General features: G+C 57.3%; 16 protein-coding genes and 1 tRNA gene. 2 read left to right on the plus strand and 15 right to left on the minus strand.

The genetic code is table 11. The features are described from left to right. Positions 1-120 precede the first annotated feature (120 nt). From ACJO5Y_RS13760 to ACJO5Y_RS13810, 11 genes are all read right to left on the minus strand, one after another. Positions 121-2505 (minus strand): efflux RND transporter permease subunit, encoded by a 2385-nt coding sequence (locus ACJO5Y_RS13760; RefSeq protein WP_406987946.1) that lies wholly within the window; start codon positions 2503-2505, stop codon positions 121-123. Between the two features lie 46 nt (positions 2506-2551). Next, positions 2552-3646 (minus strand): WD40/YVTN/BNR-like repeat-containing protein, encoded by a 1095-nt coding sequence (locus ACJO5Y_RS13765; protein ID WP_406987948.1) that lies wholly within the window; start codon positions 3644-3646, stop codon positions 2552-2554. Between the two features lie 204 nt (positions 3647-3850). Continuing rightward, positions 3851-5239 carry a DUF1329 domain-containing protein gene (locus tag ACJO5Y_RS13770; RefSeq protein ID WP_406987950.1) on the minus strand — a complete coding sequence of 463 codons (1389 nt, stop codon included), beginning with the start codon at positions 5237-5239 and terminating at the stop codon, positions 3851-3853. Between the two features lie 144 nt (positions 5240-5383). Further along, entirely contained in the window at positions 5384-8026 is a 2643-nt protein-coding gene (gene pepN, locus ACJO5Y_RS13775; protein WP_406987951.1) for an aminopeptidase N, read from the minus strand. A gap of 73 nt (positions 8027-8099) precedes the next feature. Next, on the minus strand, positions 8100-8942 hold the full coding sequence (locus ACJO5Y_RS13780; RefSeq protein ID WP_406987953.1) for a DUF2797 domain-containing protein: 843 nt from the start codon (positions 8940-8942) through the stop codon (positions 8100-8102). After that, positions 8939-9229 carry a YeaC family protein gene (locus ACJO5Y_RS13785; RefSeq protein ID WP_406987954.1) on the minus strand — a complete coding sequence of 97 codons (291 nt, stop codon included), beginning with the start codon at positions 9227-9229 and terminating at the stop codon, positions 8939-8941. The genes ACJO5Y_RS13780 and ACJO5Y_RS13785 overlap by 4 nt, the downstream gene beginning before the upstream one ends. Positions 9230-9397: 168 nt before the next feature. Further along, complete coding sequence (locus ACJO5Y_RS13790) at positions 9398-10258, minus strand: rhomboid family intramembrane serine protease (protein WP_406987956.1); 861 nt, start codon at positions 10256-10258, stop codon at positions 9398-9400. A 3-nt stretch (positions 10259-10261) separates the two neighbouring features. Further along, the gene (locus ACJO5Y_RS13795; RefSeq protein ID WP_406987958.1) at positions 10262-11275 is read right to left on the minus strand and encodes a metallophosphoesterase; all 1014 of its coding nucleotides are present in this window, start codon (positions 11273-11275) and stop codon (positions 10262-10264) included. Between the two features lie 2 nt (positions 11276-11277). Beyond that, a complete protein-coding gene (locus ACJO5Y_RS13800; protein WP_406987959.1) occupies positions 11278-12162 on the minus strand; it encodes an NAD(+) kinase in 885 nt (294 codons plus the stop codon). A 129-nt stretch (positions 12163-12291) separates the two neighbouring features. Next, the gene (locus ACJO5Y_RS13805) at positions 12292-13542 is read right to left on the minus strand and encodes a DNA repair protein (protein ID WP_406987961.1); all 1251 of its coding nucleotides are present in this window, start codon (positions 13540-13542) and stop codon (positions 12292-12294) included. A gap of 192 nt (positions 13543-13734) precedes the next feature. Further along, complete coding sequence (locus ACJO5Y_RS13810) at positions 13735-15804, minus strand: oxidoreductase (RefSeq protein ID WP_406987963.1); 2070 nt, start codon at positions 15802-15804, stop codon at positions 13735-13737. Positions 15805-15950: 146 nt separating this feature from the next. Here ACJO5Y_RS13810 and ACJO5Y_RS13815 point away from each other — a divergent pair, with 146 nt between their 5' ends. Further along, on the plus strand, positions 15951-17012 hold the full coding sequence (locus ACJO5Y_RS13815; RefSeq protein ID WP_406987965.1) for an AraC family transcriptional regulator: 1062 nt from the start codon (positions 15951-15953) through the stop codon (positions 17010-17012). 62 nt (positions 17013-17074) lie between these two features. On the opposite strand, the gene ACJO5Y_RS13820 is transcribed toward ACJO5Y_RS13815, so the two are convergent. Beyond that, positions 17075-17151 (minus strand) — tRNA-Asp (locus tag ACJO5Y_RS13820). Positions 17152-17321: 170 nt separating this feature from the next. Further along, positions 17322-18353, minus strand: a complete 1032-nt coding sequence (locus tag ACJO5Y_RS13825; protein WP_406987966.1) for an AraC family transcriptional regulator — start codon at positions 18351-18353, stop codon at positions 17322-17324. Between the two features lie 230 nt (positions 18354-18583). On the opposite strand from ACJO5Y_RS13825, the gene ACJO5Y_RS13830 reads away from it, so the two are divergent. Beyond that, on the plus strand, positions 18584-19456 hold the full coding sequence (locus tag ACJO5Y_RS13830; RefSeq protein WP_406987968.1) for a MaoC/PaaZ C-terminal domain-containing protein: 873 nt from the start codon (positions 18584-18586) through the stop codon (positions 19454-19456). Here the strand turns inward: ACJO5Y_RS13830 and ACJO5Y_RS13835 are convergent. Both ACJO5Y_RS13835 and fixJ read right to left on the minus strand, forming a co-directional pair. Beyond that, positions 19453-21039, minus strand: a complete 1587-nt coding sequence (locus ACJO5Y_RS13835) for an ATP-binding response regulator (protein ID WP_406987969.1) — start codon at positions 21037-21039, stop codon at positions 19453-19455. The two genes, ACJO5Y_RS13830 and ACJO5Y_RS13835, sit on opposite strands and share 4 nt — an antisense overlap. A gap of 44 nt (positions 21040-21083) precedes the next feature. After that, entirely contained in the window at positions 21084-21710 is a 627-nt protein-coding gene (gene fixJ / locus ACJO5Y_RS13840) for a response regulator FixJ (protein ID WP_406987970.1), read from the minus strand. Positions 21711-21745 lie beyond the last annotated feature (35 nt).

Consider the following 21745-nt stretch of genomic DNA (forward strand, 5'->3'; position numbering starts at 1 on the left):
GTTCGTCTTGAAACATAGACCACTTCGTACCATAAATAAAGGTTGCATTAGCTGGCTAACCAGTTGACCGGGAAACAAAAAAGCCCGCCAAGCGGGCTTTTTTGCAGGTGCGGGCGGCGGTTATTTCTTTGACCGCGCCTTGGCAAGCATACGGTCCGGACGCAGCAAGAAGCGCGCCAGTGCCGGCAGCAGCCAGATGGCCCCGACCATGTTCCACAGGAACATGAAGAACAGCAGGAAGCCCATGTCGGCCTGGAACTTGATCGGAGAGAAGATCCAGGTCACCACACCGAGGCCCAGGGTCACGCCGGTAAAGATAACCGCTTTACCCGTTGAACGCAGGGTCTCGTAATAGGCTTCCTGAAGGGGTTTGCCCTCAAGCAGGAATTTTTCCAGCTTGGTGTAGATATAGATACCGTAATCGACACCGATACCCACACCCAGCGCGATTACCGGCAGGGTCGCCACCTTGATGCCGATACCGGACACCGCCATGATCGCCTCACACAGGATCGAAGTAAGCCCCAGCGGGATCACGACACACGCCACCGCGCGAATGGAACGGAACGTCAGGAAACACAACAGACTGACCACGCCGTAGACGAAGATCAGCATCATGTTCTTGGCGCTGGAAATCACTTCGTTGGTGGCTGCCTCAACACCGGCATTACCAGCTGCCAGCAGGAAGTTATGCTCCTCGTTGCTGTTGTTTTCGGCGAATTCCTCAACACGCTCTACCACGGTCTGCAGCGTTTCCGCCTTGTGATCCTCAAGGAAGACCAGGACCGGAGTCAGGTCGCAGTTGGTGTTGATCAGACCCGCCGGGGCCTCACGAATGGACGCGTTGATAATGGTCTGGTTGCGGGATATTTCATACCACTTCCAGTTACCCTCGTTGAGGGCCTTGGTCACAATCTTGGACACATCCGCCAGCGACGCTGAAGACTGGACGCCCGGCGTGTTCTGAAGCTCCCACTGCAGGCTGTCCATGGCGCGCAGCACATTGTACTGGGTGCACTGCTCCTCTGGCGTCTTCACCATCACCACCAGAACGTCGGCACTGGTGGAGTAGTTGTCGATGATGTAGGCGTTGTCCTTGTTATAGCGGGAGTCCGCGCGCAATTCCGGCGCACCCTGGTCGAGGTCCCCTACTTTCAGGTCCTGCTTGAAGTAAAGCCCAAGGCCGAGACCGATAACGGCGACCAGCAATGAAATCGGTGCCACGCCAGGGTGGGAGAAGTAGGACATGACCCGCCATTTGCGATCCTGCTTTTCGCCGTGATTCTGCACATGCCGGACACCACCCTTGGTAATGCCGATATAGGACATGATCAGCGGATGCAGGACCAGGTTGGTAATAATCACGATTGCCACACCCAGACCGGCAGCCACTGCCAGATCCTTGATCACGTCAATCTGGATGAACAAGAGGGTCAGGAACCCGAAGGCATCCGAAATCAATGCCAGCATGCCCGGGATATAAAGGGCCCGGAAGGCAAGCCGTGCGGCGGTAATCGGATCAAAGCCCTTGGAGGCTTCAATCGCCATGGCGTTGACCACCTGAACGCCGTGGCTGATACCAATCGCAAATACCAGGAACGGCACCAGCACCGAGTAGGGGTCCAGGCCATAACCGAGAAGCCTGAGAATACCCAGCTGCCAGAATACCGCCACAATGGACGAGAATACCGGCACCAGCGTGCCTGCGATACAACGGGAGTACCAGAACAGCAGCAGCGTTGTCAGCAGAATCGTGATGCCGGCAAAGTAGGCAATGACGCCAATCCCTTCAATCAGGTCGCCGACTTTCTTGGCAAAACCAACAATGTGAATTTCGATGTTGGGATTATCCGCGCCGTACTTGTCGCGGATTTTCTCTTCCAGCTGACGGGAGAAGTTGCCGTAGTCCAGAGGCTCGCCAGTCTCCGGGTTATTCTCGTACAGCGGCGCGTACACAATGGTGGAACGGAAGTTGTCCGAAATCAGGCGGCCAACCTCGTTGGAGCGCAGAACGTTCTGGCGCAAGGCTTCCAGACTGTCCCGGGACCCGTCATAACCGTCGGGAATCACGGTCCCGCCCTGGAACCCCTGCTCAGTCACTTCCACCCATCGCACGTTGGATGTCCACAGCGACTTCAACCCGGAACGGTCCACACCGTTCAGGTAGAACACCTCATCGGTGATCTGCTTAAGGGTCTCCATGTACTCTTTGGTGAAAATATCGCCTTCTTTCACTTCCACGGCGATACGCACAAAGTTACCCAGGTTCTCCAGGTCGTCCCTGTGCTCCAGCATGTTCACAATGTAGGGATGTTCAAGCGGAATCATCCGCTCGAAGCTGGCATCCGGCTGGATCTTGATGGCGTTATAGCCAAGAAACAGCGTCAGGAAAAAGAATGCAATCAGGATGATGGCCCGATTGTTGAAGATCAGACGTTCCAGGAACGGCTCCGCCTTCGGTGTCGTCAGGTAATGTTCGCCCTTATCGTGCTTCGGGTTCGACATTCAAAAGCCCCTCTATTATCCGTTCTGTTGTTGCCGCATCAGGGCGTTATTGAAGGTTCTTGCCATGGGCGTCGGTGAACTTGACGCCACCCTCGCCTACGATGAGAAGGTTGGTTCCTGAAATCGGAACAACCGCCATGACGCCTTCCCGGTCAGTCCGGAAGTACGGTCGGAAGGATTCGCCGCCGTTGGTGCTCATCAGCACTGCGCCGCCATTTCCTACCAGGGTGATACGTCCATCGTCCGCAACCACGCCACTGTTCAGAGTGGCGCCGGCCTCATTGGTAATCATCTCCCAGGACTTGCCCAGATCCGTCGAACGCATCTTGTTGCCACGCAGACCGAATGCCAGCATTTCATTGACCTGACCGGTGCCAATAACCCCGAACAGGGAACCTGAATAAGGGCTTTCACGACGTTCCCAGGTGTCTCCGCCATCAACGGACACGTGAATATTGCCAGCCTCACCGACCACCACCAGTGCGCCACCCGTTATCTGGGTGATGCTGTTGAGGTGGAAGCTTTGCGGGTTATCAATCTGCGTTGACCAGTCTCGCCAGGTGTCGCCGCCATCGGTGGTGCGCAGAATCATGCCATAGGCGCCGACGACAAAACCGTGATTCTCGTTCTCAAACCACACGTCCAGCAACGGATTCACCGGCCCGACGTCAAGATCGGCTTCCAGATTGCCCAATGTGAAAAACACATCGTCCAGCGCCCATTCAAGATCGCCCTTCTCTTCTTCCGGCGCTTCTTCGATCTGCTGTTCAAGCTCGGCAATCTGCTCCTGTTTGGTTTCAATCGCCAGTTTTGCCGCTTCGATACCGGTTAACTGAAGCTCCCAGGTTTCACCAGCATCGCCTGAGTGCAATACCACCCCGCTGTGACCAACGGCCCAGCCATGCTGCTCGGTGCCAAAGTCGATCCCAGTCATGGTGACTGACACAGGCACCTGTCCCTGCACCCAGGTCTGTCCCTCGTCATCCGAGAAAATGATGTGGCCCCGCTCACCCGTCGCCACAATCCTGTCGCCCGCACGCGTCACATCATTAAGCAGTGACTGCGGGGCCAGCAGAGTCGGCCGTGATGGGGTTTCGATGATATCCGCAAGCGCAAACGCCGAGGGAGCGGACAGTGCCATGGATACTCCAAGACAAGCCGCACCCAGAGTCTTGCACATCAACCTTGTAGCCATTCAGATTGCCTATTATGTTGTTTTGAACTGTGTCTCTGTTGTGCCGTGTAACGGCCGGTGTCATAAACATACCGGCAACCTTATGGTTACCGGTATGTGGGTTCGCCAATAACTTCAGGCGAGGACGTCATTCCCGAGGCAATATAAACCTCAGCGGACACTCCGGCGGCGAAGGGACGCCGGAGAGAAATAACGCCTGTTGGGAACATCGTCGGAAAAGGTACGGGTATTCGGCTCTTCCGTATCCAGTCCCAGAACGTGGTACCGCCGGGACTGCAGATCGTGGTAAACATCCAGTACTGTCCACACGCCCGGAAGCTCATAATAGTTCTTGGGCAGGCCCATAGTGACACGCCAGAGCTCTCCCCGGCCGTCGTACTGATCCACCAGAACGGTGTTCCAGCTGTCTTCATCGATATAGAAACGACGCTTGGCGTATATGTGGCGCTCACCGTCCTTCAGATTTGCTTCCACAACATGCACCCGGTGAAGTTCCCAGCGGGTGAGGTCCGGATTGACGTGGGACACCCCAAGGATGTCAGAGTAAGGCGTGCCTTTCTCACCAATGCGGTAATTATTATAGGGAATGTAGATTTCCCGCATGCCTTCGTAATTCCAGTTATACCGGTCCAATGCACCGTTAAAGATGTCGGTATCATCCGCAGTACGAAGGTTGTCAGCAGCGGCAATGGGGGAATCGTAGCCCAGGTTCGGAGCCCTGCGTACACGGCGCTGGCCGGCGTTATACCCCCAGCCATTGCGCGGATTGATAATCTGATTCAATGTTTCGTGAATCAGGATGGCACCACCGGCAAGACGGGGCGGTGACTGGGTAAATGAGAGGTAGTAGAAAATCACGTTTTCCAGATCTTCTTCACCACCTTCAGGGCTGTAATAATTGAAGAAGGCTTCCTGCTGGGACGTAACGAGGGAATAATCGCCGTCAGTCTGGACCGCCACTTCACTGGAGCGACGGGTAACGCTGACACCCCGCCACCGGGTCAGGTGATTCCAGATCGCCTGCCACGCCTTTTCCTCATTATTGCCGTGAAGGATCGGGAACGGGTAACCGCCAAACGCACCGTCAAGCCCCTCACCCTCGCCGACGATCTTCGCGTTCACCGCATTTTCTTTGGTGTTTTCGGCAACCCAGCCCGGCACAGCATGGGTACGCCGGCTCTTGTAGACCGGGATCCGGAAGGTGGTGGGGTAGGTTTCCAGCATAGCCCTGACACCGTCGGTGAGGTAGTCGCTGTACTGGTCCATATTCGATGCATTGATAGTGAACAGCACCTCGTCATCCGGGAACGGATTGATGTGATGCTGGCCACTGCCCTCATAGCCATCGGGCGGCGTTGTCAGACCGCCATCCCAGGCAGGAATGGTACCTGCGTCATTGCCGGCCTTGATGGAGCCGAAGGGTGTCAGGTCCTGCCCGAGCCGTGCAGCCTCATTGGATGACACGGCGGCCGCGGCGGGGGCAGAAGCCACGGATAGCGCGAGCAGACTGCCCAGGAAAAAGTTCTTGTTATAGATCATTATGAAACCCTAATACCGTCTGGAGGCCCTTTCGAGGGCCTTTTTTATTGTCGTTTCATGGTTTATCGACTATCCGACAGGTTAGCCGATCGGCCAATATTGTCTATCGACCGAAAGTGCGATTTTGCATCCGCATCGGCTCCCCTAGCCAACGAGACTCTTGTGAACAACCTCGTAAACATCCCGTGACAGCCCTTTCTTGTCCCGGATCTGCTCAAGGGCGATTTTCATCTGATCGCCATGGACCGGTGCAAATTTCTTCCACCGGGTCAGCGGCGTAACCAGGCGCGCCGCGATCTGCGGATTGCTGTCATCAAGACGGCAGACCTGCTCCGCCAGGAAGCGATAGCCGGAACCGTCCGCCGCGTGGAATGCCGACAGGTTCTGACCGGCGAAGACGCCAATGACCGAACGCACCTTGTTGGGGTTCTTCCAGTCGAACGCTTCGTGGGTCATCAGCTGGCGAATCTGCTCCAGGCTGCCGGTGGCCGGGCTGGATGACTGCACCGAGAACCACTGCTCCACCACCTGGGGATCCACGGAAAACTGCAGATAGAAGCTCTCCAGCGCCTGCTCCCGCTCCTGCACGAATCCGGAGTTGACCAGAGCCCGCAATGCGCCGAGCCGGTCGGTCATGTTATCCGCCTCGCGGAACTGTTCCATCGCCAGATCGCGCCCCTGCTCATCATCAATGTGGAGGAGCCACGCCAACGCGGTATTACGCAGACTGCGGCCGGCAATCTCTTCAGGGGACAAGCCATAGGATCCGTCCGCTGCGTGGCGCTGATAGCAGGCCAACAGGTCCTGCCGCAGCTCACCGGCCAGATGCGTGAGCACGCGTTCCCGAGCCTGGTGAATGGCGGGCACATCCGGGCTGTCCGCCAGTTCAATCAGATAGGCCTCCGAGGGCAACTGCATCATTTTGGCCACCAGCGCCTGATCCAGAGACTCATCCGACAGCAACTGGCGGTATGCGGCAACCAGCCTGGGCTCAATGTCGGCATCATCCCCTGCATCAACCAGCGACTGGATCACATCCACTGCCAGTCTCTGGCCGGCATCCCAACGGTTGAACCCGTCGGTGTCGTGGCTCATCAGAAACAGCAGCTGCTCCCGCGTCCACGGATACACCACCCGCACCGGCGCGGAGAAGTGCCTCAGCAGCGACGGCACCGGGCGCTCGCTGACACCGGTGAATTCGAACGTATGGCTGGCGTCGGTCAACTCCAGTACCCGCTCTGACGAGGAACCGCCGCCTTCACCGGCCAGGGTCAGAGGCATGTCCTGACCGTTGCTGTCGAGCAGGCCCAGAGCAAAGGGAATGTGCTGGGGCTGCTTGCCCTGCTGACCCGGTGTGTCCGGAATGCTCTGTTTGATGGTCAGGCTGTACGTGCCCGCCGCTTCATCATAATGGTCACTGACATTCAGCACTGGCGTCCCCGCCTGTACATACCAGAGCCGGAACTGGGAAAGATCACGACCGCTGGCATCTTCCATTGCGGAGACAAAATCATCGGTGGTGACCGCCTGGCCATCGTGCCTCTCGAAATACAGGTCACTGCCTTTACGGAACAGCTCCGGCCCCAGCAGAGTATGGATCATCCGCACCACTTCTTCCCCTTTTTCGTAGATCGTCAGGGTGTAGAAGTTGGAAATCTCCATGTACGAGGCCGGACGCACCGGATGCGCCATGGGGCCGCCATCCTCGGCAAATTGCGCCGTTCTCAGCAGGGTGACGTCCTCGATACGCTTGACTGTGGGCGAGCCCATGTCGGAGGAAAACTGCGCATCCCGGAAGACCGTGAAGCCTTCCTTCAGACTCAGCTGGAACCAGTCGCGGCAGGTGACGCGGTTACCGGACCAGTTATGGAAGTACTCATGGGCGACAATCGCTTCGATGCGCTGGAACGCCAGGTCCGTAGCGGTGTCCTGACTGGCAAGCACGCAGGAGGAGTTGAAAATGTTCAGCCCCTTGTTCTCCATCGCCCCCATGTTGAAGTCATCCACGGCAACAATCATGAAGATATCAAGATCGTATTCCCGACCGTAGACTTCTTCATCCCAGCGCATGGAGCGCTTGAGGGAATCCATCGCGTGCTCGCACTTCTCCGAGTTGCGCGGTTCCACATACATCCGCAGGTCGATGTCGCGGCCCGACACAGTGGTGAAGGTATCCCGCTTTTCCACCAGGTCTCCAGCCACCAGCGCGAACAGGTAACAGGGTTTCGGGAACGGGTCTTCCCAGGTGACAAAGTGCCGGCCGTCAGCCAGGTCGCCCCGCTCCACATCGTTACCGTTGGACAACAGGATTGGATAGGCAGCCTTGTCCGCCTCGATCCGGGTACGGAAACGCGCCATCACGTCCGGCCGGTCCGGGAAGAAGGTGATGCAACGGAAGCCCTCCGCCTCACACTGGGTGCAAAACATCCCCGATGACTTGTACAGCCCCTCAAGGCGGGTGTTGTTCTGGGGTTCAATCCAGGTGACCACCTTAAGCTCGAAGGCATCGGGCACGTCTGTGACTACCAGGGTGTCGCCACGGTCCTCGTATTGCCCCTCATCCAGGGTAGCGCCATCCAGCACCACGGATTCCAGCTTAAGGCTGTCACCATCCAGCTCAAGAGCGCCATGGTGGTCACCCGACTCCGGATTCCGGCGCATGGACAGCACGCTGTGCACCCGGGCGCCATCTTCAAACAACTCAAAACGGAGGTCGACGTGGTCCACCAGGAAGGCCGGTACACGGTAATCTTTCAGGTAAATGGTTTGTGGCTGACTGGTACGCATTCGCTGTCTCCAGAAATTCGTTGCGGTCGATACGGACTACGCCTACCGACACGGATGTATCACTCGAACGGACTCAGGGCCTGGGAAATACCCGGAAGCGGACGTCATACCCGGTGTATTTACGAATATTGATCACCCCGGTATCAAGCATCAGGTACTGCCCCTTGATGCCCTGGAGCGTGCCTTCCGCCGAAGGTTCCTTGTCCAGATTATGGGTTTTGATTTTCTGCGGCCAGACCTGGACCGGATAACTGAGATCCAGACTCGGCTCATCCACTGCCTGCAAAGCGTCTGCCCCATGGGCCGCTCTCAGCTCTTCCAGGTCATCGGCAATCAATGCCAGCAGCCGGTCGCGCTCGGCAACCAGGTCAATTTCGGGCACATCCCCCTTGAGCATGGCGCGCCAATTGGTGCGGTCGGCTACGTGTTGCTTGCAAGCCACTTCGACAAATCCGGCCAGCTGTCGGGTGGCGACCCGCATCATCGGAATCGCATCCACCGCGCCCTGGTCAATCCACCGCGTCGGCACCTGGGAAGCCCGGGTAATCCCCACTTTCAATCCGGAGGAGTTTGCCAGATACACGGCATGCTCAACCATGCAGTGCGTCTCACCCCATTCCGGTTCCCGGCAGGTGCCTTCGTGGTAATGGCACTTTTCCGGGCTCATGATGCAGGTGTCACAGGCCGCCAACTTGCGGAAACACGGGTAGCAATACCCCTGGCTGAAACTCTTTTTGGTGGTGCGGTTGCAGTGGATACAACGAATGACACCGTCATAATCAATCTGTACCGGGTAACCGATCATTTCATTGAGCGGAATCCGGGTATCTCCGACCTGAATCACATAATCGACCGGCTGCCCCGCCTCCACTGGCATCTTTCGCAGCCGGCCACTCACATCCACCAATGCACTCAAGACTTGACCTCGACAAACTGCGACGGATCCACATCGCCAGAACCGGACGTCTGCTTTACCGATGGATCACAGGCAGTTCCCGCCTTGGCTCCGCGATCCAGGTAACCGACGCGTTCGGTCTCGGGAATGCTGTGCAGGTTCTCGTAGTATATAACCGCTCCCAGGCAGATCTCGCGCTGCTCTGGCGTTAACTTGCGGCCATCCGGCCATTTGCCCAGCTCAATGGAGCGGCGCAGGTTCTGGTAAACCGTTGGGTCCAGCCGCTCAATCAGCTCTTCGTATGTCATGGTTTTCTCCTGCAAAAACGTTTCTGCTAAAAATAGTTGCAACGGGTTGACAGACGCAAATGATAATGATTATTATTAACGCACCAAATGACGAAGGTCGTATTCATTTGGTCTCTCTCATCAGGAGCTATAAGCTCTTTTAATGCCCCGCCTTTTGGCGGGGCTTTTTTATGTCCTTACCGCCCTCACCGGCAACACGACCGCCAATGCCAGCCCGGCAATAAACCCGCCAAGGTGGGCCTCATTGGCCATGCGCCCCAACCCCAGCATTTCCGGTAACGGTGTAAAACCGATCACCATCCACACCACAGCGAACGTTACCAGAGCCGGCGGGAACTGGAACCTGGGCACACGTCGCTGGCTAAGCCAGCAATACCCCAGAATGCCGTAAACAACGCCGGACAGACCGCCAAACAAAGGCCCGGACACGAAATACTGCAAACCATTGGATATCAGGCTGGTAAAAATGAACAGGCTCACCAGCCTGGCTTTGCCGTCAAACCACTCGATCTGGCTGCCCAGAAACCAGAGCATGACCGAGTTGAAAATAATATGGGTCCAGCTGAAATGCAGGAAGTCCGGCGAAATCAACCGCCAGACCTGGCCGCTGGCAAGGGTTTCCCGCAAGGCGTATACCCTTGATGACAGGGTGTTCCAGTCAAAGTTCTGGGGGTCAACCACCATCAACAGTGTGGAAATCTGGTTTCGTCCCATCCCGGTAATCCAGGCCATCAGCAAGGCAAGTACGATAATGCCCAGCACCAGCGGCGCATGACGGGGAGACGGCTGCCAGCGCCCCCCGCGGTATACCTGCGAGTGACCGGCAGAATTCACCGCATTCCGCACCTCGGGTTCCTCCAGGAAGCGATCCAGGGCCCGCAGAACAGGCTCGGTGTGATCCGGATTCTCCAGCCACAGTACCTGAAAGCCACCTTCCTCGGTGATGCGGTGGGTCACCCCCTGCTCACGCAACCAGCGGCTGAATCCCGCCAGGTCGATACTGGCATCCATCTGCTTAACGCGATACACGAATTACCTCGCCACGCTGTCTTCGCTGGTTGGATAGTCCGGTTGCTCCGGCCGGTCCACGTCCACCCAGACGAACTTGTCTTTCGACAGGGTACGCTCACCATCCATGCGATAGGCCACCAATTTGCCGTATTTAACGGCGCTGTAATCAATGCAGGCCACGTTCGCTTTCAAAGGCGCGGGGTTGCTGTCCATCCAGTAATGCCCGACAAACACCGGCGGCTCACTCAACGGGTAGGAAATCAGCTGACGGCGCTCCCCATCGGACAACGGCATACGTGCCACCTTCGGTGGCAGCGGGTCCGGCTGGAACACCACGTCGGCGTAGGTTTGCGGATTCTCCGCCCAGAACTTGGTACGGAAGAATTCCCGCACATAGCCATCCTTGCCGGTAATCTTCACGCCCTCCGGCAACCTCAGGTCAGTCCCCCTCAGCAGGGTGTCCATCACCTGCCCAGCAAAGGACTCAATGGCGGAAGACGCGTGCAGAAAATCTTCATCAATGCAGGCCCCGCCCTGGGCATGCTTGAACTTGTTAATCAGATCACCATCCCAGCAGGCATGAACCACCCGGAACCCCTCTTCTTCGATAAACAGGGGAATGGTGTAAAACCATTCGAGGAATTCGTTCCACTCATGGGGGTACGGCTCAAACTGTTGTAGGGTTTCCCGGATCAGCCGATCGTGGCGGGCATTATGCTCTCGCAGCCATTTTTTCCCGCTACCCGGCCGCGCCCGGGTGCAATACCCCAGGGCATTGTATTCATGGTTTCCCATCACGATTCGGGCCGAGCCGTGTTCCACCATATCCCGCACCAGGTGCAATGCTTCACGAATACGGGGGCCCCGATCAATGATGTCACCGATGAATATGGCCTGCCGGCGCGGGTGCTGGTAAACGCCGTTTACTTTCCGGTATCCCATCTGATCCAGCAGTCGGGTCAGCGTGTGGGCACACCCGTGAATATCGCCAATGATATCGTAACCACGACTCGCGGTTTGTATTTGTCCTGACATGCTCAACTCGCTGAAATCTCACTGGCCCAGCCCAGCTTACCGCGGCATGTGGCGTAAAAATTGTGATCCGTAGGATGAATCAGACGGATCTTGAAGGGCTTTTTGGTGATTCGGATGATATCACCGGGGGCGCAGGCAATGTTCATCTGGCCATCGAAACTGATCTGGGGATAGGTCTCGTTGGTTTCACCGATAACCAGTTTGATCTCGCTCTTGCCGTCCACCACGATGGGCCGGCTACTCAGGGTATGGGGGAACATGGGCACCAGCACGATGGCGTCCAGCTTGGGATGCATGATAGGCCCGCCGGCGGATAATGAATACGCGGTCGACCCCGTCGGAGTGGCCACGATAAGGCCATCCGAACGCTGGCTATATACGAAATGTCCGTCAATAAACAGGTCAAAACCGATCATTCGGGTGGACTTGCCGGGATGCAGCACCACGTCATTCAGCGCGGTCCCGAACCCCAGCGGCTGACCGTTGCGCTCCACATTACCATCCAGCAGGAAGCGGGTTTCCTCGATGTACTCGCCCTGCAACACCTTTCCCAGGCGCTCTTCAAGGTCAGAGGGAGAAATATCGGTGAGGAACCCCAGACGGCCACGATTGACCCCAAGCAATGGAATCTTTGATTTCGCCAGTTCCCGCGCAGCTCCAAGAAGGCTGCCATCGCCACCCACCACGATCACCAGATCACAGATCTCACCCAGCAGCTTCTTGCTGGCCACTTGCAGACCGTGGCCAGGCAGCATGCTGGCGGTGTCTTCCTCGATGATGACGTGGTAGTGATTATTGACCAGGTACTGTTTGAGCTGGCGCAGGGATTCCACCACCTTGACGCTGCCCATACGGCCAATCACGCCGATATTCCTGAATTGATCCATGTAACTTCCTGTGGTGTCGGGAATGGAGCCGGGCCGGTTTCAGGACGTAACCCGGTGACGATCTTGAGACAGTTTAACGAAAGTCACACTGATACTGAAAAAAGAGTCGCCCCGGGATACAAAATCGGCTCACGCCGTAACCGGCTCCCGGTGCTTCTCACAACGGTCGTCCGTGCCCGCACGAAAGTCCGCAGGCTGGCTCACACGCATGACCGGCTCGCCACAGGCCTTGCCGTCATCCCCCTGATGCAGGCACACCGGGTTTTCGTAATGTTCGAGCCACTCCCGATAAGCAGGCTCGTTGAGACCACACCGCTCCGCGGCATAGGCCACCGGGCTATTGAAATAGGTCTCAATGTCATCGTAAGGAAGGGTAAGGTGACCCACACCGGCGTGGTAGGCCACCAGGAAGACCGACTGGCGTTGCAAGTGCTCCATCACGGAGTTTTCCGGCGGTTCGCGGTGTCGCAGTTCGTAGTTCTCCTGCTCAAGAGCCACGAGCTTGTCATCCCGCAGCTCCAGTTCCCGCTGCTTGCGTTCCAGCTGTTCGCGGAGCAACACCATCTCGGCGTCGGAATTGGCGTCCTTGCGAACGTCCTGCTCCGCCCCCTGGGTTATCTGCTCCTGCATGGTGAGGTACTGCTCGTTTCTCTCCGCCAGCCGTTTCTTGAGCTGTTCGTTGCTCAGGCGCTGGCGCTCGTACTTCTGCTCCAATGCCGACATCTCACTGCGTAGCGCCTGCATTTCCAGGCGATGCTCACGCTGAATATCCGACAATGAATCCCGATGAACACTCTGGAGGGTCTTGATGCGCAGACGCTGCTCCCGGATCAACTGGGCAAGCCGTGCACGATCACCGGAGCCGGACGACGATTCCCCCGCATCCGGTTCCGCCGCAAGTACCGGAATGTTTTCTTCCTGGGCAGGCTCCATCTTGCGGAACTTGAGGGAATTGGCTTCCACCGCCTTGCGAATGGACTGGAAATGGTTGCTACCCGGCGTCATATCCGGGTCCCAGAGTTCCTCCGCGAACGACGGATCCGGGCACTGGCTACGACACACCAGGCGAATGGGCCCGGCGCCCATATCGGGTCCCTTGGCGCCATCCAGCGCAAGCTTTTCGATAGGAACATTCCAGTGGCTGTCAGCGCGCCCTTCCTCATCAAAATAGATGCGGAAAAACACCAGCGACTGAACCTGAAGGTCCCCGGCGAGGTCCACCAGGACCGCCTTTACATCGGTTTCCGCAAGATCGGACAGACCGACATACCCATCTAGGAAGGCGCCGAATTCGGTCGCGCGCATTTGCCGCGACACATTGCTGCCGTCCATGAAAAACACCGCCGAATAACCATCGCTCGCCTGGTCGGCAGACACCATTGTTGACTCCCCGCTATTCTGAAACCTGACATCAACACGCCCGACACCCCGTGGGTGTTCCATTGTTGTTGAAGTCGGCGCCCTCGCCCCGGGCACTCAGACCCGGGGCGAATTTTCAAACTGACAGACTTCCGGATAATAGTCTAGCCAGACTGACGGCGGGGAACAGCGAAAAACTGAAACGTTTTGTGATCAGATCTCCGCGGCCAAACGGCTACCCTGGTCGATAGCACGCTTGGCGTCCAGCTCGGCCGCAACGTCGGCGCCGCCGATCAGGTGGACCGGAAGCCCGGCGGACTCCAGCCCCTGCTGCAGCTCACGCAGTGGCTCCTGGCCAGCGCAGAGGATAATGGTATCCACCGGCAACAGCTTGTCTTCGCCCTGCTCCGCACCCTTTGGCGTAACGGTAATGTGCAGTCCTGCATCATCAATCTTGCGGTAACTCACCCCTGGCACCATCTGCACCTGACGGTTCTTGAGGGAGGTACGGTGTATCCAGCCGGTGGTTTTGCCCAGATTCTTGCCCACTTTCGAGACCTTGCGCTGAAGCAGGTAGACTTCCCGTGCCGGCTCGGGCACCTCTGGTGTTACCCCCTTGATACCGCCACGATGCTCGACGCTGAGGTCTACACCCCACTCCCGCATGAAGTGCTCTGGGTCCAGCGCGGCGGACGTACCCTTGTGAACGATGAACTCCGACACGTCGAAGCCGATGCCACCGGCACCAATCACCGCTACCTTCTGGCCAACCGGCTTGCGCTCCAGCAGCGCATCCAGATAGCCAATCACCTTGGGATCATCGACCCCGTCGATCTCCGGCGTGCGGGGCTCAACACCGGTGGCCAGGACCACGTCATCAAAACCACCGGCCTTGAGCGCGTCCACGTCGACCCGGGTGTTCAGGCGAACATCCACACCATGCTTATCCAGCATGACACGGAAATAACGCAGGGTTTCGTAGAACTCTTCCTTGCCCGGAATTCGCTTGGCCACATTGAACTGGCCGCCGATTTCACTGCCGGCATCAAACAGGGTCACCTTATGCCCCCGCTCAGCAGCCACCGTCGCGAACGCCAGACCGGCCGGCCCGGCGCCAACCACCGCAATGGACTTGGGAGATGCCGTTTTCACATAGCTGAGCTCGGTTTCATGGCAGGCCCTCGGGTTGACCAGGCAAGAGGTCAGCTTGCCGCCAAAGGTATGGTCCAGGCAGGCCTGGTTGCAGCCAATACAGGTATTAATCTCATCCGCACGGTCCTCCGCTGCCTTTTGCACCAGATCCGCGTCAGCAAGGAATGGACGCGCCATGGAGACCATATCCGCATCGCCCTCCGCCAGGATCTTCTCCGCCACATCCGGCATATTGATGCGGTTAGTGGTCACCAGCGGAATCGACACTTCGTCTTTCAGGCGTGCAGTGACCTTGGTGAACGCGCCACGGGGAACCGAAGTGGCAATGGTCGGCACACGGGCCTCATGCCAGCCGATACCGGTATTGATAATGGTGGCACCGGCTTTCTCGATTTCCTTCGCCAGATGAACCACCTCTTCCCAGGTGCTGCCGTCTTCAATCAGGTCAAGCATCGACAGCCGATAGATCAGGATAAACTCGCTACCTACCCGCTCGCGAACGCGGCGAACGATTTCAATCGGCAAGCGGATGCGGTTTTCGTAACTGCCACCCCAGCGATCCGTACGATGGTTGGTGTGGGATACGATGAACTGGTTAATGAAATACCCCTCGGAACCCATGACCTCTACGCCGTCGTAACCGGCGCGCTGTGCCAGAGCAGCACAATCCACGTAGTCCTGGATCTGCTTTTCGATACCGGCCTCGTCCAGCTCATTCGGCTTGAACGGGTTAATCGGCGCCTGAATCGCAGAGGGCGCCACCAGCGCCGGCGAGTAGGCATAACGGCCAGCATGCAGAATCTGCATGCAGATCTTGCCATCCGCCTCATGGACAGCTCGGGTAATCACCTGGTGGCGGTCGGCTTCTTCCTCGGTACTCATCTTGGCTGCGTGCTGGAACACACCGCCCTCCTCATTGGGAGCGATACCACCGGTAACGATCAGGCCAGCCCCGCCCCGGGCGCGCTCGGCATAGAAAGCGGCCAGGCGGGCAAAACCGTGTTTTGCCTCTTCCAACCCCGTGTGCATCGATCCCATCAGGGTACGGTTGCGCAAACGGGTAAAGCCCAGATCCAATGGTTCCAGAAGGTTCGGGTACTTCTGCACGCCGGGGGTCGGTGCTGCGGTCATAATCTCTCTCCTCAGTATTTATCCGGGCTGATCGAAAACCAGTGCCAACCCTGTTGATGAGGCTAAATTACCGATGCACCTTGCAATGAACAATATCCCCGAATTACATTTTGATATCTTCAAATAACATATCCGGAAGAGCCATCATGGAAGCGACATCAGCCCGACGCCGTAACTCACTGGGAGACATCAGTGTTCTTTACGTTTCAGTCCTGATGAGAGCCGTTGCCGCAGAGGGGAAAAACCCCACTCCCCTGCTGGAGCGATTCCGCCTCAACGACGAAACCCTGGCGTCCCCCGACGCCCGCATCAGCATTCCCCGCTTCATGCGCCTGGGGCAGGCCGCCATTGAACTGACCGGCCAACCCGCAATTGGCCTGACCATGGGCACACTGAGCCGCCCGGTGGATGCCGGTATCGCCGGGCTGGCTGGCCAGTGCGCCGCCACCACTGGCGAGGCGCTGACCACCCTGATCCGCTACGGCCTGTTGACCAGCCACAACAGCCGGGGCGCCTCACATACCCGCCACAGCGGGCAACAGGCGCACTTTTACTCCATACGCCCCTACAACGTGTTCAACTTCTTTGTGGTCGACTCAGTGCTGGCTGCCTGGACCCAGTTTGTACGCACCATCAGCGGCCAGCAGGCGGTTCTTGAGCGGGTAACCATCGAATACCCGTCCATTGGGCTGGATGAGCAGTTTGAAGACTGGTTTGGTTGTCCGGTTACCTTTGGGGCTGAAAGCAACGGCATTACCCTTGCCCCGGACGTACTCCACCTTCCCTCCAGGGATGCACAAAGCGCCGTTCATGCCGCCCTGGTGCGACAATGTGAAGACGCGTTACGGAAAATACGCCACGGCTGGACGACGGGAGACAAGGTCAGGGACCTTCTGACACCCTTACTGCGAGGGGAAACGCCCTCACTGGAAACCATCGCAACCCGCCTTGGAACAGCCCCATGGACCCTGCAACGGCAACTGGCGGAGGAACAGACGGGGTTTCGGGAACTGGTGGATGAAACACGGAAGGAACTGGCGGCTGACTATATCCGGGAGACCAGGACATCCCTGGCGGAAATTGCCTGGCTGCTCGGCTTCGCCAATCCGGCGGCCTTTCACAAAGCCTACAAACGCTGGTTTGGCATCAGCCCGGGTGAGCACCGCAAGCAGTTCTATGAGGAACAGAAAACCAAAGGTATACGCTGAAAAGGTATCTCAGGTATTACAGACAACGGATAAAAATGGAGATTAAATCAGGGAAGGAAAAATGGCGGAGCGGACGGGACTCGAACCCGCGACCCCCGGCGTGACAGGCCGGTATTCTAACCAGCTGAACTACCGCTCCGCGTTGGCTACCACCTTCCGAACTGAACACCACTTTCTCTTTTGAGATCAGGTTGTTCCGCTCATCACAGTCAGGGGCCTGACTGCTTGGTGACAACGAGGGCGCATTATAAAGAGGCCCCCGTTTATGTCAACGATTTTTCCAAAAAAACTTATTAAATAATGGGCGCCTTACATGGCATCGACCATCGCATCCTTGCCCTGCGCGGTTTTGCGGTATTCGATCGGCGTCATTCCGGACCAGCGCTTAAACGCACGGTAAAAGGTGCTGGGTTCGGAAAAACCGGTCAGGTAGACAATCTCATCAATGGATTCGTCGGTGGTCGCCAGCAACTGCCGCGCCAGCCGGTAGCGGAAATCCGCCAGCACCTGGTTAAAGCTGGTTTCGGCTTCGGTCAGTCGGGTGCGAAGCGTTCTGGGCTTGATGCCCAGCCGTTCGGCCACCGCATCCAGGGTGACTTCTCCGCTATCGAGAAGCTCCGCCACGATGCGCTCGACCTGGCCGACGATGTCTTTCTTCTCAAGGCGCGCCACCTGTTCACTGGCAAATCGCTCATGGAGGTCCAGCAGTTCCGGCTCGGCATGGGGTGACGCATGGGACAGCATCTCGACCGGGAAATAAAGTCGATTTTCTTCAGCGCCGAAAACCACTTCACAGCCCAGAATTTCCTCGGCATGCTCCAGACCGTGGTCACGCTGATGCTCGAACTCAATGCGGGAAGGCTGGAACTGTCCGTCGGTAATCGACTGGAAGAAGATAATCAGCCCCTGAACAAAACATTCGTTGAAATGCCTGAGGCGACTGATTTCCTCGGACGCAGCATCCAGCACCATGCAGGCGTTGTCACCTTCAATGAAGAAATCGGTATTGGCTGCGTCACTCAGCAGACGCTGATAGTTCTGGGCCCGGCGCAGGCCCTCACCGAAGGTGGGGCTGCTCAGAAAGAGATACTCAAGCACCTGTCCCTTATAGGCGGGGAGCAACTGCCCCAGGTGTAAACCGATGTCAGGATCACCGGAAACATCCTCTACTGCCTGCCAGAAGTAAACCTGAGCGCTATGGGGTGTTCTTAGTTGGTCGGTGTATACGTATTTTTCGTCCACACCCAACCGGCTGAATATTGCATCTGTGTCGATACCCTTCCGTTTCATCGCCTCATAGATCAGGCGCAACATCACTCCTGCGTCACGAAGTTCCTGCATAACATCCCGCTTTATAGTTGTGTTTGAAAACCGCCTTGGCCCATGGGACAAACCCCATCGCGAACCAAGTCAATGCCGAATCCGGCCGGGTTTGCCAGACTTTATACCTTGGTCTTATATTAGAGCATATCAGGCCAGATGCGCACAGTTGTACCAGATTGTTTACACATCTCACCATTTTGGTCACCAATTGGAATCTAACTGTTTCAAAGTGTTGGAGATTTAACGATATGTCCGATGTGTCTGTCTACCACAGCCGTCCACCCTCACTCTGGACGCTGTATGGCAAAGCCCTACTACCCAAAGGCCAGAAAGCCAGCGGTGACCTGGAAATTCCCGACCTCAGGTCGAGCCTGGTGGGCGTCAGTACGGCCAACGATAACCTGAAACGCTACCAGAAGGTATGTGGCTTTGCGACACAAACCCACGCCCCCATCACCTGGCCCCACATACTGGCGTTTCCGCTTCACCTGAAGTTACTGACCGAGAAAGCCTTTCCCCTGCCCTTGCTGGGCCTGGTCCACCTGCGCAATACCATCACGCAGCACAGACCCATCAGAATTGGCGAAACTCTGGACATTGACGTGCGGCTGGACGGACAGAGCCAGGGTGCGAAGGGGCTTGAGTTTGACCTGGTCACGGAAGTGAGCTCAGCGGGAAAGCTGGTATGGGAAGAAGTCAGCACCAACCTGTTTCGGCAGCCGCAACAGGGTGAGAAAACAAAACCCGGAAAACCACCGGAGTTGCAGCGTTTCCCCAACACCCTGAACATCAATGCGCCGGAATCCATTGGTCGCCAATACGCCAAGGTATCCGGGGACCGCAACCCCATCCACCTGCATGCGCTGACGGCCAGAGCGTTCGGGTTCCCCCGGGCTATCGCCCATGGCATGTGGAGCAAGGCACAGGTTCTGGCAATGCTGGAGCAGCAGGCGGGCTGGAAACATGAAGCCGTATCTGTGGCCTGTCAGTTCAAGAAACCGCTGTTTCTGCCGGGCACGGCGCAGCTTAACTGGCGAGCCGGTGACAGTAACTGGGATTACCAACTACTGAACGCAAAGGGCGATGCACCGCACCTGACCGGGAACATCACCTGGGGCTAAGCGTCCCGTTCGGTTAATTCGTTAACCCCACAGGGATTCCCCTCGGCGCCCGCAACGGGCAACGTGAAGAAAAAGCGGGCGCCACCATCTTCCGGCCTTTCAAACCCGATATCGCCACCCTGGGCCTGAATCAGCGAACGGCACATGGAAAGACCAATGCCCATGCCATCGTCTTTTGTTGAGTAGAAAGGCAGGAAAAGCTTCTCTTCGGCATCCTCCGGCAGGCCAGTGCCGTAGTCCCTCACCTCTATCCGCACACAGCTACTGCCTGTCATGGCCGCCGAGACTTCCACCGGCGCCGAGGAGCCGGCGCTGCCCGTGGCCTCCAGGGCGTTGCGAATCAGGTTCAGGGCCACCTGCTGCACCTGGATCGGGTCCGCCAGAACGTCTGGCACGTCATCCGCCACAGTGACTTCAATTCCACCCTCGTTGTTGCGCATGTCCACCTCAGCGAACTGCCGGGTATCCTCCAGCAACGCCGGTACGGACAGGGTTTCCTTACCGGTGGCAGGCTTTTTCATAAAGCGGCGGATACGGCGGATAATTTCGCTGGCTCGATGGGACTGAGCCTCAATCTTGTCGAGGGTTTCCTGCAGCAGGTCCTGGTCCAGATCTTCTTTGGCCATCATTCGCTTGGCGACACGGGCATAATTGGTGATGGCGGTCAGCGGCTGGTTGACCTCATGGGCAAAGCCGGCGGCCATTTCGCCCATGGTGGACAGCCTCGACGCGTGCGCCAGCTGATCCCGCTGCTCCTGAACAATCGCCCTGGCGTCTTCCAGCGCCTGCTCGCTTGCCAGTTCGGCCGTAATATCCCGGAACACGACCACCGCACCGCGAAGCTCTTCACCATCCAGCTTGGGCGTAGAGCGGTACTCGGCGGGAAACGATGTCCCGTCCGGCCGGCCCATGACAATATTTCTCTGGTTCTCGGCAATTCCCTGGCGGCAGGTTGACTGCACCGGATGTCGGGTGTCGCCCGCATCTACGTCAGCGCAATGAAGCTCAAAGAAATTACGGCCAATCAGCTCTTCCGCGGGGGTACGCACGATCAGCGCAGCGGCGGGGTTGGCAAAAACGATGGTGCCTTCGGCATCCAGGCCGTAAATGCCCTCACTGATGGAATTCAGAATGCGTGCCTGGTCACTCTCCAGTTGCCGGTTACGCTCCTGGAGTTCACGCTCGAGGCGGATAACGCGGGCATGGGTCTTTACCCGTGCGATGACTTCCTGCGCCTGGAACGGTTTGGAAATATAGTCTGCACCACCCAGGCCAAACCCCTTTACCTTGGCCTGGACATCATCCAGGGCCGACAGGAATACAACGGCGCCGTCAGAGGTGACCGGATCGGCTTTCAATCGCTCACACACCTGATAGCCGTCGAGCTCCGGCATCATGATATCCAGCAGGATCACTTCTGGCTGGTGGCGGTGGGCCAGGTCCAGGGCCTTTTCGCCGTCATTGGCGATCAGCAGGCGATAGCCTTTGTCTTTCAGGGTCTCATAGAGGACTTTGAGGTTCTGCGGATTATCATCGACGAGCAGAACCGTCGCCTCTGCGGTCTCGCTGACAGCTTCAGTCATATAAACAGGCCGGTTGAAAAGTTAACCGTATCATGCCGGCCAATTCAGCGGGCGTCGATAAGGTCCTTTACGGACAGAACCATACGAACCAGGTGCGCCAGGGAGTGAGTTCCCATCTTGTGCATCACCCGCGAGCGGTGGATCTCGACAGTACGCTGACTGATTTCCAGTTCAATGGCGATCACCTTGTTGGCCTGGCCCGCGATCATCCGGTCCATGATCTCATGTTCCCGTGGCGTCAGGCTTTTAATGCGCTTGATGATTTCCTGCTTCTCATCCAGAGATTTCCGCTGCTCGAGATCCTGCTCCAGAGCGGCTTCAATTTTCTCCAGCAACGCCTCTTCACGGTATGGCTTCTGGATAAAGTCCACCGCGCCCTCTTTCATGGCATCCACCGCCATGGGCACATCACCGTGACCGGTCACAAAAATAATCGGCAGAATAGAGTGTTTTTCATTGAGCTTTTTCTGAAGTTCCATGCCATCCATCCCCGGCATGCGGATATCCAGCACGATACAACCGGCCATTTTCTCGGAGTAATCCCGCAGAAAAGCCGTGGCGTTCTCGTAGGTCTTTACCGGCTTGCCATCGGACTTGAGCAGCAGCTCCAGTGAATCCCGGACGGCTTCGTCATCTTCTACCACGTAAACGGTTTGCTGGATATCAGTCATGTGATCTTACTCTCCTGTCCTTTATTATCTTGTCC

It is taken from the genome of Marinobacter alkalisoli (assembly GCF_045449855.1).
Classification (GTDB): domain Bacteria; phylum Pseudomonadota; class Gammaproteobacteria; order Pseudomonadales; family Oleiphilaceae; genus Marinobacter.